The sequence below is a fragment of the Stenotrophomonas sp. PD6 genome, from assembly GCF_049199305.1.
Lineage (GTDB): Bacteria > Pseudomonadota > Gammaproteobacteria > Xanthomonadales > Xanthomonadaceae > Stenotrophomonas.
Genome location: NZ_JBLZQD010000001.1, coordinates 283,759 through 298,431 on the forward strand (window position 1 = coordinate 283,759; position 14,673 = coordinate 298,431).

The following is a 14,673-nucleotide window of genomic DNA, read 5'->3' on the forward strand; positions in this document are numbered from 1 at the left end:
CTGCTCCCGTCATGATTCCTGCGGCAGCATAGCGTCGCGGGGTGTGGCCCACAAATCAGCGCTGGCGCACCACGTCTGGCAGTGCGTAGCTGCTGTCGAGTATCGACGCCTCCGGAACGTATGCGCGCACGATCAGCGCGAAGGTATCGCGCGGTGCAGGCAGCCAGTTGGACTTCTCCGCCGCGCTCGTCGGCTCGTCACTGGAGAGCACGAGCGTTAGTGAGCCGTCATCAGCGAACTGAAGTTCATTGGCGTCGAGGTTGACGGTGCCGATGTTGTGCCGGCCGTTGGGGCTCTCCGGCATCATGTAATAGTCCTTGTCGTACATGGTGAGCGACCAGAAGCCACCGCGTGCGCGGTCCACCGGCGGCAGTGCATCTTTTTCGAAACGCATCGTGTAGCGATAGCGGCCATTGAGCATCGCGCCCTGCGCGTCGGTGCCACGGATGAGGTAGGCGGCTTCGGTGAAGTCGTTGACGTAGATGTAGATCACCGCCGCCTGCGCCCGGCTCAGCCAGTCGCTGCCCCAGCGCCCGCCGTTGGTCTGCCGCTGCCAGCCATTGCCTACCGGCGTGCCGACCTGTTCGTAGCGTGCACCGGTGTACAGCTCGTTGTCGGCCACCAGCACGGCGCGGTCCAGCAGCGCCTTCCAGGCGGGTGTGCTGTCGCGCAGGGCCAGCAGCGTGCGCGCCTGCTCGGCCATGGGCGCATCGCCCGGGCTCACCTGCGGGTTGGCATCAAGCGCCCGCTTCAGGTCGTCCCAGAAGGTGTCGCCGTGGACGGGGCGCGTGCGCAGGATGTCCGGGTCGGCCGCTAGGATCTCCGCGTTGAGCTCCGGCGGGTACACCTTGTTGCGCGCACTCGCCTCGCAGTCGAACTGGCGCAGGCCCGGGCGATCCTCACTCAGCGGGGTGGCACCCAACTGGTTCAAGACGGCGCGGGCCTGCGCTTTGCCTTCCGAGGTCCGGGCGGCGAAGCTGCGTGCCATTACGACGGCGACGTCGGTGGGTGAGCGCAGCACGCCGGCGAACCCCACCGGTGCCTCACCCTGCCAGCCGGGTCCAACCAGCAGGTATTTTCCGGCAGGCGTCGCCGACGCGGAACCCAGCTGATGGGTGACTGTCGTAAAGGCATCGACGATCTGGATGGTCCAGTAATGCCCCGGCGGCACGTTGTGGGGCGTCTGCACCACGACGGGCTCCTCGCCCAAGTCAGCGAAACAGGCGCCGTAGATGGTGTCGTTGTTCGGCGTGACGACCTTGCGCTGCGCGGCCGGCAGGTAGTCGTCCACATAGCCCATGTGGTTCTTGGGCGAGCCCGGGAACAGGCCCATCGCCATGCCCGGCCCATGGCCCTTCATCAGTTCCCAGGTGCTGGTGCGGCGGAACGTGTTGACCAGTGGGTGTCCCCAAATATAGACCACCCTCGCCAACGCTTCGGCGTAGTGCTGGCTGGCCACGAGCGCCGGCACCGCAGCGCCATTGGTGAGGTCCGGGTGCGCGGGTGAGAACGCGCCAACCTGGGCGGGGTTGGGTGCCGAAGGGCTGCCGGAATTCCGGGGGCTGGCCATGGTGGTGCTCCGAAGGTTGCGTGTCGCGCAGGAAAAGACGTCGGACCAAGCATCGCGGGCACGGTGTGGAGCAACAAGCGAAAGGCCACCTATGGAGGCCCAGTAAAAGTACTGCTGCGGGCGCATTCACCCGGTTGGAGCGCTACTGCCGGTCAAGTGCCACGCGCGTTCCTGCGGATCTGCGGTATGCGACGGCAGCGACATCGGCCTCGCCGCGCAGGATGCCCTGATCGCAGGCTCCCAGTGTCATCGAAAGCTCAGTGCGCATTGAGCCAGACTTGAGCCAATCCGAGAAAATCGGCATAGCTCAAACCTTCGTACTCCAGCCCCTGCGATGCACACATTGACGGAAGTTCTGCCGCAAACGCTTCATATGCCGTAAATACCCGTCGGTCTCCCGGAAGGTCATTCCGCCTAGACTCCTGAGCCAGCCACGTCCGTATGATTCGCGAAACCCGCTTGGGAACGCCGTTGTGCGCAGTGAGATCTTGACCGGCGATGTCAGACAGGCACTTCTGAGAAGTGAAGCGGGTATGCTCCATGATCAGCGCAGATCGGTTGGCGAAGCGCGCACCGCCAAATCGCTTGGAGCCAATCACCATTCCCAGTTCAAAAGGCATGTTAAAGCGAGGCAGCTCATTGATTCCGTCCAATTGAACGGCGGATAAGTCATGAATGCTGTACTGACATTCCTTGATGAGCCGCGTAATCTTATCGATACGTACCTCGCAGCCGTCTGCGGCTTCCAGCGCCGATCGCGGAAGAAAGCCGCATGCGAGTACGGTGAAAATGGCGCAGTGGAAAAGCGGACGGAAGTCATCCGAAAACGGACAATTGATGAAAACGTAGTCCGCAGTGCTCGCGTCGATCCGTGACGTGATCATTGTAATGACTACTTCTTCTTCATGACCGAGAAGACTGCGCTGATGCGCTGGGCCTTGGTAAGGGTGCAACCGTAGACGCGAAACTGCTTGATGGGGAAGGTGCTGGTGTGCCCCCGCAAACTTCCAGCCAACGGTCGTGATTTTTCTGCGGGACTTTTTTTTCGGCCGCTCGATGGCGGATTATGCGTGGTTGTCGCAGGCGTCGCGGATGCACTGGCTAGCGTCCTGCGCGTTGGCGCTGCGTGATCCTTGCGAACACATTGGCTTGTGGCAACCGTAGCCGATGCTGAAATGCGCGATGTCTTGGTCATTTTTCGTCCTACGTAAGGCTGACAGCTGCGGGCCGCTGTAGATCGGATTGTATGTCCGGTTCGCCCGGCACGGACCGCGAGATGCTTGATCTGTGCGGGCAGTCTCAGCGGGGCGCCGTTTGAGAAGGCGCCAGCCTCACCGCGATACGGAGCGCCTACCGGGTTTGGATAAGTGGCACTCCATTGCCAACCGATCACCAGCAAGCTCACACGTTCTTTTCCGCCTCATCGCTACTGCGTGTCCAGTGCAACGTAGCCGCGGCCCAGCCTGCGATATGCAACTGTGGGCCGATCGGCTGTGCAGGGAGCAGCCACCGATAGCGTGATGACGCCAGGGTTCGTCTCCACATACAAGCGGGTACCTGGTTCGATGCCGAGCGCATGAATCCACAGCCCCCGCAGCTTGAGGCAGGGAATCGGTGGGCAGCCCGGGTACGTTTCCAATCCGTCGTGGTGAAGTGCGTTCGTCATGACGCTCTTGGGCTTGCGCCACCAGAGCTTTTGGCGGGCAGCGGGAGTTGCATCGGTGAAATGATTGGACATGGTGACCTCCAATGGGGAGCTTCCCTCGCCGGGATGGCGAGGGAGTCGGGAGGTTAAGAACCGTAACGAGACCGGCGCGACGTATTTCCACGGGGGTGTTCTATTTCGCCACCCTCCCGACGCGGGGAGTTCAACTTCGTACATCTCGTTGGAGTTCTTAAGCTCCGAAGTGCAACCGTGTCGCGGTCGTGAGGATAGCGGAAGTTGGCGGGATCATCTGATCGCCGCCTTCCGATGGAAGGCGTCTATGCGGCATTCCGATTGCGTCATTTGCACAGAAATACGTGTGGCGCCGCGCATTTTTGGCGGTCTGGGATCACGCTTGTGATGGTGGCCTCGTCTCAGTCGGCGAATCGCGAGCTTGGGATGGCGTGACGCATTCGGCGTTGGGTGCGCGAGCGTCAGCGAAGGCAGCGGACTAACAGTCCGCTCTACCCCGTCGAGGGGTGAGGCAGTCGGTGGGTGAGGCAGTCGGGGTGTCGGGCAGTCGACGCGGCGGGGTTGTGTTTCCCGCCGGGGTTTTGCTTTTCTACGCGCGCGTCAGCGCGATCCAGCGGTAGCCGATGTAGACAATGACGGCGGCCAACGGCGCCAGGCTCAGCCAGAGCGGCAGCTTGAACATGAACATCATGGCCGCGCCTACGGCCAGCGCCAGCATCGACAGCCCGATTACCCAGGCGTCGAATACCGCCGTGTCCGCCGCGTCCCGCCCCCACGAGTTTGCCGGGCGGCCGTTCGCCGCGCGCTTCCGGCGTACCACCCAGATATCGGTCACGAAATCGACGATGCCTTCCAACAGGTCACCAATGAGGCCAGACATGGTCAATCCTTGAGCGGCAAGCTGAATACGCCGATCTTCTAGGCAATGCTTTGGGCCGTCAAGCGCTCCACCGGGGCAGGGATGAACCCTCCCTGCCCCGGGCCTCCCCCGTCGTTGTTTCAGGGACTATCGCGGCGGATGCCCAGCGCCACGGCCTCGGTGTAGGAAATCTTCAGCAGATCGCCCCGCTTCACGCTGGGCAGCTTGGCGCGCAGGTCGGGGCGTTCAACGGCGATGATCTGCGTATTGCCGCGCGGTCCCCGCAGCGCGATGGTGTTGGCCACCGGGTCCACGGCCGCCACCTCGGTGACGATTTCGATGGTGCTGGAGCGCGCCCCGCCCGGGGTGGCGCCCCGGATCGGCACCGTGCCCGCCTGCCACTTGGTCACGCCCACGGCCGCACTGCCGGCCGGCTGCAGGTCCAGGGCAACGGCCGCGGTGTATTCGAGGGTTACGCTGTCACCTACCTTCAGCTGGCTGAAGTTGCGCACGTCGGGGCCCGCCTGGACATCCACGCTGCTGCCGTCGGCTCCAGCGACCGTCACCACGCGGGAGCGGGCATCAATGGCGGTGATCCGCCCCTGCAGGGTGATTCCGGCAGAAGCGGCCGTCATCGGGCCGGGCATGGACCGGGGCGAAGGGGGCGCGGCCTCCGCCGCCGGGGGCGTGCTCTGGCACCCACCGGTGGCGAGCGCGACAACAACGAGCGTGACGGATGACGACAAGGCAAGAAGGCGCATGGAAATCTCCAGAACGGGGCAGCGGCAGATGCGTTCATTGCATCAGCTGCCCCGCCCCGGCGCCCCCGTACTACTACTGTGCCGCGCCCAGAAAAGTTACCAGCCCTACCCTCTCCTACGGGCCTCAGCTCCTGCGCATCAGGATCATTTTTTCCTGCGACATGTCCCGCATGGTGTACGGAATGCCGCCGGTGCCGTAGCCGGATTCGCGGCGGCCCGCGAACGGCATCCAGTCCGTGCGGAACGCGGTGGGGTCGTTGATCATCACGGCGGAGGCATCGAGACGGTTGGCCGCGCACATGGCGATGTCGATGTCCTGGGCGAAGACGCTGGCCTGGAACGCGGTGGGCAGTGCGTTGGCGCGCGCGATAGCCTCGTCCAAGTCGCCATAGCGATACACCGCCACCACCGGGCCAAAGACCTCCTGCGTGGTCACCCGTGCATCATTCGCCGGGTTGAGCAGGACCGTGGGCTGCAGCGTCGTTTCGGAAAGGCGCTTGCCACCCGTCGCGAGCTGGGCACCGCCGCGCACCGCCTCGTCGATCCATTCAGCCACCCGGTCGGCCTCGCGCGGCTGGATCAGCGGGCCGACTTCGGTGTCTTTGAATGTGGGATCGCCGGTACGCAGTTTCTCGACCCGGGCGATCAGTGCCTGGGTGAAGTCGTCGGCGATGGCGTTGTGCACGAAGATGCGCTGGGTGGAGACGCACACCTGCCCTGCGTGGTAGTAGCCGCCCTTGACGATGGGCTCGATGATCTTGCCCAGGTCGGCGCTGCGGTCGACGATGGCCGGCGCCACGCCGCCATGCTCCAGTGCCGAACGCGCGCCGTGGGCCAGCTTGGCGTGCAGCGACCAGCCCACCTTGGCCGAGCCGATGAAGCTGAGGAAGCCGACGCGCTTGTCGGTCACCAGCGCCTCGGCCAGTTCGTTGCCGTCCGGCACGAAGGTCTGGCACCACGGCTCCGGCAGGCCAGCCTCGTGGACCATCGCCACCAGCTCCAGGCAGGACAGCGGCGTGGTGGACGCCGGCTTGATGATGACCGGGCAGCCCACGGCGATGGCCGGTGCGACCTGGTGCACGATCAGGTTGAGCGGGTGATTGAAGGCCGAAATCGCCGCGACAATGCCGATGGGTTCGCGGGTGGTGAACGCCCAGCGGTTCTCGGCCGCCGCCGACAGGCCCATCGGAATCTCGCGACCGGCAAAGTTGCGCAGCTCGTCGGCCGCGTTGTGCACGCCGTCGATGGCGCGGGTGGTCTCGACAATGGCATCGGGCAGCGGCTTGCCGCCTTCGCGCGCGATCTGCAGGGCCAGGTGGTCGCGCTTGGCGTCCATCAATGCGGCCAGACTGCGCAGTATCGTGATGCGCTGGTGCGGGGCAAGCCAACCATCGCGGTCCTTGAATACCCGTTCGGCGGCGCTGAGCTTGCGCTCCAATGCAGCGGCATCGTCGAACGGAATCTCTGCGATGGGCGCGCGGTCGAAGGCTTGTACAACAGTCAACATCATGAATTCCTTGTGTGAGGCAATGAGGCGGCCGCTTACGCGCAGCCTACGTCAGGCGTGCGGTTGCGCAGTTCGTTCACCAGCACCCGCGTGTTCTCGGAATAGTCGATGGGCACATCCAACAGGTGCACGCCGCCGCCGGCGAAGGCCGCTTCGATCATCGGCACCAGTTCCTCTACGGCGGTGACCCGGCTGCCCTTCGCGCCATAAGCTTCGGCGTAGCGGACGAAATCGGGATTGCCGAAGCGCATACCGAAATCCTCGAAGCCATCCACCGCCTGCTTCCAGCGGATCATGCCGTAGGCGCTGTCGTTGAGGATGATCACCACCAGGTTGAGCCCCAGCCGCACCGCGGTTTCCATTTCCTGCGAGTTCATCATGAAGCCGCCGTCGCCGCAGACGGCCAGTACGCGCCGCGTGGGATACAGCATGGACGCCATCATGGCCGACGGCAGGCCGGCGCCCATGGTGGCCAGCGCGTTGTCCAGCAGCAGCGTGTTGGCCACGTGCGTGCGGTAATTGCGGGCGAACCAGATCTTGTACATGCCGTTGTCGAGGCAGACGATGCCGTCTTCCGGCATGGCCTGGCGCACGTCATGCACCAGCCGTTGCGGGGTGACCGGGAAGCGGTCTTCCTCGGAACGGTCGTTGAGACGGGCCAGGATCTTCTGGCGCAGCTCGACCATGCCCGGGTCTTCCGACAGCTTGCCTTCCAGCCGCGCGGCCAGGGCATCGACCGTGGCGCCGATGTCGCCGATCACTTCGATATCCGGGTGGTAGACCTGTTCAACCGTGGCGGACTGGAAGCCGATATGCACGACCTTGGGGCCGCCGCTGCCCTTCATCAGGAAGGGCGGCTTCTCGACGGTGTCGTGGCCGATGGCGATGATCAGGTCGGCACGCGCAACGGCCTCATGGACATAATCGCCTTCAGAGAGCGCAGCGGTGCCCATGTACAGGTTGGAGCCACCGGTAACGGCACCCTTGCCCATCTGGGTGTTGAAGAACGGCAGGCGGGTGCGGCCGACGAACGCGGAGAGCGCCTCGGTCAACCACGGCCGGCTGCCGGCGGCCCCGATCATCACCAGCGGGCGCTTGGCGGCGAGGATCGCCGCTTCCGCCCGGTCAAGCGCGGCAGCATGGGCGACCGGTCGCTCCAGCGGGTGAACCGGAATCACCGGCACATCCTCCACTTCCTCGCCGGCAATGTCTTCGGGCAGTTCGAGGTGCACCGGGCCCGGTCGCTCCTCCATGGCAACGCGGAAGGCATCACGCACGGTGGAGGGAATGGCGGCGGCGCTGACAATTTGCCGGGTCATCTTCGTGAGCGGCTTCATCGACGCCACGATATCCACGATCTGGAAGCGCGCCTGCTTGGCGCTCATCACGGCCTTCTGGCCGGTGATCAGGATCATCGGCCACGCCCCCAGGTGGGCATAGGCGGCGCCGGTGGAGAAGTTCAGCGCGCCAGGACCGAGGGTGGCCAGGCAGACGCCGGGCCTGCCGGTGAGCCGGCCGTGGGTGGCGGCCATGAACGCGGCCGCTTGTTCGTGCCGGGTCAGGACGAGTTCGATGCTGGAGTTGCGAAGCGATTCCAGGAAGTCGAGGTTTTCCTCGCCCGGTACGCCGAAGATGCGGTCTACGCCTTCATTTTCCAGCGCGGCGACCAGTAGATCCGAGCCCTTGCGCATAGCGTCGATCCTTGGGGACGATCGCCCGACTATACCCCGGTGCGCCTGCATCCCCGGTGAGTGCAATCACGCACTAGGCGGTGCGGCGCAGAAGATGTCATGCATGGCGATGAGCAGTGCTTCAATGCGGGCGTCATCGATCCGGTAGAAGATCGAGCGCGATTCCCTGCGTGTCGCGACAAGATGACGTTGGCGGAGTTCGGCCAACTGCTGCGAAAGAGCGGGCTGTCGTATGCCCGTGGCCGCCTCGAGCGCTCCCACGGTGGATTCGCCCTGCGAGAGTTGGCAGAGCAACAGGAGCCGTTGCGGCGTGGCGACGAAGCGCAGCAGCTCGGCCACTACCGGAACACGCTCCTTCATCTCCATGAGATGGGCGGTGGACAGCGTGGAACGGGGAGTCGAGGCCGTTTTGGAGGGGTTGGACATCGGCGTGGGGTGACTCATCCTGAATGCTATGGAAGCTAGAGTTACATAGATGCCGTATCTATGTAATAGAATCCCGCCAAGCGCCGCGTACAGCGCTGACGCATCCTTCCGGCGCACCGACCTTCTGATGGACCCTGTGCATGTTTCTCCCACTTCCTCGACTACCGGCAGGCCGATCATGAGCGCAGACGATCTTGCGTGGTACTGGCCGCTGCTCGGCGGCGTGATGATCGGCGCTGCGGCTGGCGCGTATCTCCTGCTGCTCGGACGCATCGCCGGCATTTCCGGGCTGCTGGCCAGTGCGTGCGGTGGTGCCGGAGGCGGCAACAAGGGGGTCGCCAGGTGGTTCGTCATCGGGCTCTTTGCGGGAGGGGCGGTAGCCCTGGCGTTCAAGCCCGTGGCACTTCCGCCCCTGAGCAGTGCCACCTGGCACCTGGTCGTACTTGCCGGCGTTCTGGTCGGCTACGGAGCCCGGCTTGGCTCGGGGTGCACCAGTGGGCATGGCGTCTGCGGGATGGCCCGCCTCTCGCCGCGCTCGGTTCTGGCAACGGCGGTGTTCATGATGGCAGGCATGCTCACCGTGTTTGCCGCCCGCCAGGTACTGGGAGGCGGGCCATGAGCCGCCTCGTTGCGTTGCTGTGCGGCGCACTGTTCGGCGTCGGGCTGGTGGTGGCCGACATGGCCAACCCGGCGCGGGTGCTCGCATTCCTCGACGTGACCGGCAACTGGGACGTCTCGCTCGGCCTGGTCATGGTCGGCGCATTGGTGCCGTCCGGGCTGGCCTACGCCTGGGTACGCCGCCGCCAGCGCCCCCTGCTTCCCGGCGCGCTCCACCTGCCCACCCAGCGGGGCATCGACAGACGCCTTCTGAGTGGAGCTGCGGTCTTTGGTGTCGGCTGGGGATTGATGGGCATCTGCCCGGGACCTGCGGTGGTGCTGCTCGGCACGGGCGAGCCCCTCGCGTTGGTGTTCTTTGCCGCCATGATGACGGGGATGGCGTTCCATGCCCTGCTCCATCGAACGCGCTTGCGGCGCGGCGCGATGCCATCGTCTCGCGCCGGCAGAGAACCGTAGATTTACTGGCAGTTGCTCCGCATTGACACGCATGCGCGAACCCTGCGCCGGGCAAGACAATGGGGCCGATGGCAGCGTGGCTGCTCAACCGCCCGGGAGCATGGCAATGAAACACTGGCCGTTCCATATCGCACTTACGCTGGCGACCGCCACGGCAGGTCTGGCGATCCCCCAGGCCGTCCTCGCGCAGGCCCCTGTCGCGGCACCGGGTACTGTGGCCGCAGAGGGCGAGCGACCGCGCCATTCCAACAAGTGGCGCATCGTGTTCGACGAGCGCGCCAAGTCCGACGGCACCATCAGCTTCCGGATCTGGCCCAAGGACGGTGCACCCCAACAGGTTGACGTGGCGGTGATCGACGGCCAGTCGGAGAACCGCATCGCCTCATCCGCCCGTGACGCGCTGCGGGTCGCACTGGGCAAAGGCTTCCATGTGGAAGTCGACGACGGCGAGGATGTGCTGGTGAAGGCCCGGCGCGGAACGGGAGATTTCGGGCTGCAGCTGATCGGCAACACGGCGCGCGACGTGGATATCAAGCTACGACGCGAGTGAGGGAGCGCGATGCGCTACCCATCCGATTCCGGGGTCTTGCCGAGCAGGTACTTCAGCCCATGCGTCAGCCCGCGCGGCGCCACGCTCAGGTGGTCTTCGTCATTGAGTACGTCGAGTTTCAGGCGCAGCGACGGGTATTGGCGCTCCCGCAAGGCGGCATGCATCTGCTTCGCATCGGCCACCATGTCCGCGTCGTTGCCGAAGGCCGGCGTCTCATACTCCCCAACATACATGTAGACCGACGCGGCCAGGTCGCCATGCCCGCGCGCATAGTCCTTCTCGAATCGCGTCATGACATTGCGGTCGTACCAGAAGGACGGGCTGCCCACGATGTAGCCGGAGAACATGCCCGGGTCGGTGAACAGTATCTGGGTGCCCAGCAAGGCGCCATACGAATGGCCCAGCAGCAGGCGCCGTGATTCATCGGTGCGGTAGTGGCTGGCCACGAACGGCAGCGCCTGCTTCTGCAGATAGGTGATGTAGGTAGCGGCGCCGCCATGAACGGCATCTGCCGGTGCACTGCGTGGGCCATTGGGCGTGGGTGTGTAGTCGCGGCGCCGGCTGGGCATGCCCTCGTCGCCTACCGCGTATGACAGCCCCACCAGGATGAACTCCTCCAGCTTCGGCCCTTCAACGTTCAAGCGCCGCCCGATCTGCCGCGCCAACGGAAACGCATAGTCCGCGTCGGTGACATACAGCACGGGGTACCTGCGTTGCGGCGAGGTCGCGTACGAGGGTGGCAACGCGACAAACACCTGGTAGGTGCGCCCGGAGACCGGGTCCGGAACGTTCCATACCTCGCTGCCGACCACTTCGTAGGGCATCCCAGCGCCTCGTTGCCCACCAAGGGCGGAAGCCTGTGCGGGGGCGTGATCGACGGCAGGCGCGCCATCACGCGCGGGTGCGGCTGGATTCGCTTCGGTAGTCCTTGAACAACCGCAAAGCAACAGGAGAAGAGCAGTGCCCCACAACAGATGTTTCAACGCGCGCTCCCTGAAAATCGGATCCGTCTGATTCAGTGCCGACACCCGCTGATGCATCATTGCTGCGGGCGTTGCGACCGGCTTCATTACCGCGATGATATCGAAACGTACTGCCCAGATCGAACAAGCACGGATTGCTGGTTGAGTGTGCTGGCTTCGGCCAGCACACTTTTTCGTGCGCGCTCCATCGTACGTTCGATCTCATCGGCCTCGCCGACGACCGCCCCATGCCGTCATTCTCGGACGTGCCTGATATCGACGGTGGAGCATCACGGTCAGAATTCCGCGCCTTGATCCATCACAAAGGAGCGGTACACCGTGGAAACCCCGTCTTACAGCAACTACCCCCAGAAGTGGCGCGACCGATTCCAGTTCTTCGACGCCCACGGCGCACCTGGCTCGCTGTCCTACAAGGCGGCCTTCAAGGCACTGCCCTTCCTGCGCCGGATCAGGATCCAGAGCAGCATTCTCGCCTTCCTGTTCGGCCCCATCTACTTCTTTATTCTGGGTCTTTGGCGCAAAGCGTTGGTTGGACTGGCGCTTTCGCTGGGTACCATCATCGTCGCCGTTCTGCTCTACGCCATCTTTGGTGCCAACAGCGCCTTTGCGGATATTGTGTCCCGTGTGCTCGGCCTGGCAATGACGTTGATCTACGCGACCACCGCCAACTACGCCTACTACCTGAAGGAAGTGAAGGGCGCGGATAGCTGGAACATCTTTGAAGGGCTCCGGCTCTAACAATCTGGCATGAAGTAAATCGCCATTGGCCTCCTGGGGGCCAATGGCCGTTTCAGGTCCCTGGTGGCGCGGATAGCACGCCTTGACCTCCTCCACGCACGCCCTCCCCGATACTGGGTGCCACACCGGCGCACCCTGCCACGTCGGGACCACATGAGGGAGTCGCCAATGCCAACCAACACCTCGCCGCTGGACGCTCCTGCGGGCACCCGTCCCTTCGACGCCATCATCATCGGCACAGGCCAGGCCGGTCCGTCATTGGCAGGCCGGCTCGACGCGGCCGGCATGCGCGTGGCCATCATCGAACGCCACCTGGTGGGCGGCACCTGCGTGAATACCGGCTGCAAGCCGACCAAGACCCTGGTGGCCAGCGCCTATGCCGCACAGATGGCCCGGCGCGGTGCCGACTACGGCTTCTCTGCCGGCCCGGTCAGCGTTGACATGCGGGTGGTGGAAGCGCGCGCCCGCAAGGTGATTCTGGATTCGCGCAAGGGCAACGAGGACTGGTTGGCCGGCATGGCCGGCGTGGAGCTGATCCGCGGCCACGCCCGCTTCGAGGGGCCTGGCGTGGTCGCCGTCAACGGCGCGCGGCTCGCGGCGCCGCGCATCTTCATCAACGTGGGCGGCCGGGCAGCGGTGCCGGACATGCCCGGCCTTGCAGGTGTGCCGTACCTGACCAACAGCAGCATCGTCGAGCTCACTACCCTGCCCCGCCATCTGGTGGTCGTCGGTGGGAGCTACATCGGGCTGGAATTCGCGCAGATGTACCGGCGCTTCGGCGCAGAGGTGACGATCCTGGAGCGGTCGGACCGGCTGATCTCCCGCGAGGACCCCGACATCTCCGACGCGGTACGCGGCATTCTGGAAGATGAGGGCATTCAAGTGCACACGGGCGCGGACCAGATGGCGTTCAAGCGCGTGGAGGGTGGCGTCGGCGTGACCTTCAAGAGCCGCGACGGTGAAACCGAGGTGGTCGGAAGCCATGTCCTCATCGCGATCGGGCGCCGCCCCAATACCGACGACCTGGGCCTGGACAGCGCAGGGATCGCGCGCGACGCCCGGGGCTACATCACGGTGGACGACCGCCTGCAGACCTCCGTGCCGGGCATCTGGGCGCTGGGCGACTGCAACGGACGGGGTGCCTTCACCCATACCGCCTACAACGACTTCGAGATCGTGGCGGCCAACCTGCTGGATGGTGAGGACCGCCGGGTCAGCAGCCGGGTACCAGGCTACGCGCTGTACATCGATCCACCGCTGGGCCGGGCCGGCATGTCGGAAACCGAGGCCGCCAAGGCCGGTCGCCCCCTGCTCTTCGCCAAGCGCGAGATGACCCGGGTCGGCCGTGCGGTGGAGAAAGGCGAATCCAAGGGCTTCATGAAGGTGGTTGCCGACGCCGAAACACGGCGGATACTGGGCGCGGCGATTCTGGGCACGGGCGGCGACGAGGCCATCCACGGCATCCTCGACATGATCAGCGCCGACCGGCCGCTGGACGAGCTGCGCTGGGCCGTACCGATCCACCCCACGGTTTCCGAGCTGATTCCCACGCTACTTGTGGATCTTGCACCACCCACTGACTGAGCCACAACGACCGTTCCGTGACGCCGCGCTTCGAGCCTGTCTATCCGGCAGTGGCAGCCAAGGCGGGCGCAATCGCCGCGGAAGCAGGTGCGGCCGCCGGCCGCCATTGCCGCAGCATCGGCCCCTTCAGTGCCTGTTCGCCACAGCCTGACGGGCACCGCAGCACACGTGCCGCCGAGGTACTGACAAAGCCCTCGCCCTCGTGCGCCTTGAAGATCACCTCGCACGACAGGCAGCGGGCCACCATGGAGTAAAGGTGCACGATGCGACCGGTCCCCGGATCCTGCAGGGCGTTTACATCCAGCAGTTCGAAGCGGCAACTGTCCGGCAAGGCACGCCGGGGAAGCGGATGGACGAGGGTGGTCTGCAGGTTCACGCGCGGGCGCCGTTGATGGAATGCGCCCCACTGTAGGCAGCCGGATGTGGAGCGCGCGTGCAGCTGGCATGCAGGCGGTGTCGGAACTTGTCAGCGCGGGTAGAGCAACGTGACGGTAAAGCGCACGCCCCAGTCGGGCCCACCGCGGGGACCGTCCAGGTAGGCGCGCACCCCACCCTGATAGCTGATCATCTGGCTGCCCAGCTTGCTGACCTTGGAATACTGGACATTGAGCGGCACGGTCCACTGGCTGGCCTTCCAGTCGTAGGTCGACTCGATGTTGAAGGCAAGGGTGCGGCCGCCGGTGAATGCCTTGGCCAGGAATGGCTGGACGAAGGTGTTGCTGATGTCGCGACGCTTCGATCCGCTGCCCCCGATGTCCGAGATGTGGTTCACCAGCGCACCCACGGTCCAGCTCTTGTCCTGCTTGAGCACCACGAACGTGGGGCCGGCACCCCAGGTATCGGCGCCCAGGTCGTCGGTGCCGCTCGGCAGCAGCAGTGCGGGGCCGATGCCCCAGACAATGCCGGACGGGCCGGTTTCCTTCGGCGAGAAGAAGAAGCTCTGGGTGATGTCGCCGATGCCGGCCTGGTCGGTCCCGGGGATGACGTCCTTCTGGTAGGCGACCGGAAGAATCGTGCGGGAGATGACGTTCCATTCCTGGGAAATGGAGAAGGGCGCGACCGGTTGGATGTTGAGCGTGTGGCGATAGCCGCCGTTGGCGTAGCCGTCGTCGTAGTTGTACTGCAGTGGCACGCTGATCAGGGCCGCGACCGGATTGGACAGTTTCTTCGCCAAAGCGTCGGCATCCTGCGCCCAGACCGGCTGGGACAGCCCGGCCAGCAACGGCACCATGACCAGTGAAGGGAGGCGCGA

General features: G+C 64.9%; 16 protein-coding genes. 5 read left to right on the plus strand and 11 right to left on the minus strand.

All coding sequences use genetic code 11. The features are described 5' to 3' along the window. Positions 1 to 55 precede the first annotated feature (55 nt). From ACOZHM_RS01160 to ACOZHM_RS01195, 8 genes are all read right to left on the minus strand, one after another. Entirely contained in the window at positions 56 to 1,570 is a 1,515-nt protein-coding gene (locus ACOZHM_RS01160) for a DUF1254 domain-containing protein (protein ID WP_421567099.1), read from the minus strand. A 257-nt stretch (positions 1,571 to 1,827) separates the two neighbouring features. Beyond that, positions 1,828 to 2,454, minus strand: a complete 627-nt coding sequence (locus ACOZHM_RS01165; RefSeq protein WP_421567101.1) for a hypothetical protein — start codon at positions 2,452 to 2,454, stop codon at positions 1,828 to 1,830. Positions 2,455 to 2,996: 542 nt separating this feature from the next. Further along, complete coding sequence (locus ACOZHM_RS01170; protein WP_421567103.1) at positions 2,997 to 3,308, minus strand: hypothetical protein; 312 nt, start codon at positions 3,306 to 3,308, stop codon at positions 2,997 to 2,999. Between the two features lie 529 nt (positions 3,309 to 3,837). Next, a complete protein-coding gene (locus ACOZHM_RS01175; RefSeq protein WP_421567105.1) occupies positions 3,838 to 4,128 on the minus strand; it encodes a hypothetical protein in 291 nt (96 codons plus the stop codon). Between the two features lie 119 nt (positions 4,129 to 4,247). Beyond that, a complete protein-coding gene (locus tag ACOZHM_RS01180) occupies positions 4,248 to 4,868 on the minus strand; it encodes a hypothetical protein (protein WP_421567107.1) in 621 nt (206 codons plus the stop codon). A gap of 124 nt (positions 4,869 to 4,992) precedes the next feature. Then, entirely contained in the window at positions 4,993 to 6,375 is a 1,383-nt protein-coding gene (locus ACOZHM_RS01185; protein WP_421567109.1) for an aldehyde dehydrogenase family protein, read from the minus strand. Positions 6,376 to 6,410: 35 nt separating this feature from the next. Then, entirely contained in the window at positions 6,411 to 8,066 is a 1,656-nt protein-coding gene (locus ACOZHM_RS01190) for an acetolactate synthase large subunit (protein WP_421567111.1), read from the minus strand. Between the two features lie 66 nt (positions 8,067 to 8,132). Further along, entirely contained in the window at positions 8,133 to 8,426 is a 294-nt protein-coding gene (locus tag ACOZHM_RS01195; protein ID WP_421567467.1) for a metalloregulator ArsR/SmtB family transcription factor, read from the minus strand. Between the two features lie 244 nt (positions 8,427 to 8,670). On the opposite strand from ACOZHM_RS01195, the gene ACOZHM_RS01200 reads away from it, so the two are divergent. From ACOZHM_RS01200 to ACOZHM_RS01210, 3 genes are all read left to right on the plus strand, one after another. Then, positions 8,671 to 9,111, plus strand: coding sequence for a YeeE/YedE family protein (locus tag ACOZHM_RS01200; RefSeq protein ID WP_421567113.1), 441 nt, complete (start codon positions 8,671 to 8,673; stop codon positions 9,109 to 9,111). Further along, a complete protein-coding gene (locus ACOZHM_RS01205) occupies positions 9,108 to 9,566 on the plus strand; it encodes a DUF6691 family protein (RefSeq protein WP_421567114.1) in 459 nt (152 codons plus the stop codon). Before ACOZHM_RS01200 ends, ACOZHM_RS01205 begins: the two co-directional genes overlap by 4 nt. A gap of 106 nt (positions 9,567 to 9,672) precedes the next feature. Further along, a complete protein-coding gene (locus ACOZHM_RS01210) occupies positions 9,673 to 10,116 on the plus strand; it encodes a hypothetical protein (protein ID WP_421567116.1) in 444 nt (147 codons plus the stop codon). Between the two features lie 14 nt (positions 10,117 to 10,130). Here ACOZHM_RS01210 and ACOZHM_RS01215 read toward each other — a convergent pair whose 3' ends face one another. Next, positions 10,131 to 10,940 carry an alpha/beta hydrolase gene (locus ACOZHM_RS01215; protein WP_421567118.1) on the minus strand — a complete coding sequence of 270 codons (810 nt, stop codon included), beginning with the start codon at positions 10,938 to 10,940 and terminating at the stop codon, positions 10,131 to 10,133. A gap of 477 nt (positions 10,941 to 11,417) precedes the next feature. Here ACOZHM_RS01215 and ACOZHM_RS01220 point away from each other — a divergent pair, with 477 nt between their 5' ends. Then, positions 11,418 to 11,837, plus strand: a complete 420-nt coding sequence (locus ACOZHM_RS01220; protein WP_421567120.1) for a DUF2628 domain-containing protein — start codon at positions 11,418 to 11,420, stop codon at positions 11,835 to 11,837. 168 nt (positions 11,838 to 12,005) lie between these two features. After that, positions 12,006 to 13,421 carry an FAD-containing oxidoreductase gene (locus ACOZHM_RS01225; protein WP_421567122.1) on the plus strand — a complete coding sequence of 472 codons (1,416 nt, stop codon included), beginning with the start codon at positions 12,006 to 12,008 and terminating at the stop codon, positions 13,419 to 13,421. A 40-nt stretch (positions 13,422 to 13,461) separates the two neighbouring features. Here the strand turns inward: ACOZHM_RS01225 and ACOZHM_RS01230 are convergent, their stop codons facing one another. After that, complete coding sequence (locus tag ACOZHM_RS01230; protein ID WP_421567124.1) at positions 13,462 to 13,797, minus strand: hypothetical protein; 336 nt, start codon at positions 13,795 to 13,797, stop codon at positions 13,462 to 13,464. Between the two features lie 90 nt (positions 13,798 to 13,887). Continuing rightward, the gene (locus ACOZHM_RS01235; protein ID WP_421567126.1) at positions 13,888 to 14,652 is read right to left on the minus strand and encodes a transporter; all 765 of its coding nucleotides are present in this window, start codon (positions 14,650 to 14,652) and stop codon (positions 13,888 to 13,890) included. Positions 14,653 to 14,673: the final 21 nt, after the last annotated feature.

Bases quoted from the DNA above. Each gene is read 5' to 3' on its own strand.
- ACOZHM_RS01160 (WP_421567099.1), bottom strand. From the start codon at position 1,570: ATGGCCAGCCCCCGGAATTCCGGCAGCCCTTCGGCACCCAACCCCGCC.
- ACOZHM_RS01165 (WP_421567101.1), bottom strand. From the start codon at position 2,454: ATGATCACGTCACGGATCGACGCGAGCACTGCGGACTACGTTTTCATC.
- ACOZHM_RS01170 (WP_421567103.1), bottom strand. From the start codon at position 3,308: ATGTCCAATCATTTCACCGATGCAACTCCCGCTGCCCGCCAAAAGCTC.
- ACOZHM_RS01175 (WP_421567105.1), bottom strand. From the start codon at position 4,128: ATGTCTGGCCTCATTGGTGACCTGTTGGAAGGCATCGTCGATTTCGTG.
- ACOZHM_RS01180 (WP_421567107.1), bottom strand. From the start codon at position 4,868: ATGCGCCTTCTTGCCTTGTCGTCATCCGTCACGCTCGTTGTTGTCGCG.
- ACOZHM_RS01185 (WP_421567109.1), bottom strand. From the start codon at position 6,375: ATGTTGACTGTTGTACAAGCCTTCGACCGCGCGCCCATCGCAGAGATT.
- ACOZHM_RS01190 (WP_421567111.1), bottom strand. From the start codon at position 8,066: ATGCGCAAGGGCTCGGATCTACTGGTCGCCGCGCTGGAAAATGAAGGC.
- ACOZHM_RS01195 (WP_421567467.1), bottom strand. From the start codon at position 8,426: ATGAAGGAGCGTGTTCCGGTAGTGGCCGAGCTGCTGCGCTTCGTCGCC.
- ACOZHM_RS01200 (WP_421567113.1), top strand. From the start codon at position 8,671: ATGAGCGCAGACGATCTTGCGTGGTACTGGCCGCTGCTCGGCGGCGTG.
- ACOZHM_RS01205 (WP_421567114.1), top strand. From the start codon at position 9,108: ATGAGCCGCCTCGTTGCGTTGCTGTGCGGCGCACTGTTCGGCGTCGGG.
- ACOZHM_RS01210 (WP_421567116.1), top strand. From the start codon at position 9,673: ATGAAACACTGGCCGTTCCATATCGCACTTACGCTGGCGACCGCCACG.
- ACOZHM_RS01215 (WP_421567118.1), bottom strand. From the start codon at position 10,940: ATGCCCTACGAAGTGGTCGGCAGCGAGGTATGGAACGTTCCGGACCCG.
- ACOZHM_RS01225 (WP_421567122.1), top strand. From the start codon at position 12,006: ATGCCAACCAACACCTCGCCGCTGGACGCTCCTGCGGGCACCCGTCCC.
- ACOZHM_RS01235 (WP_421567126.1), bottom strand. From the start codon at position 14,652: ATGGTGCCGTTGCTGGCCGGGCTGTCCCAGCCGGTCTGGGCGCAGGAT.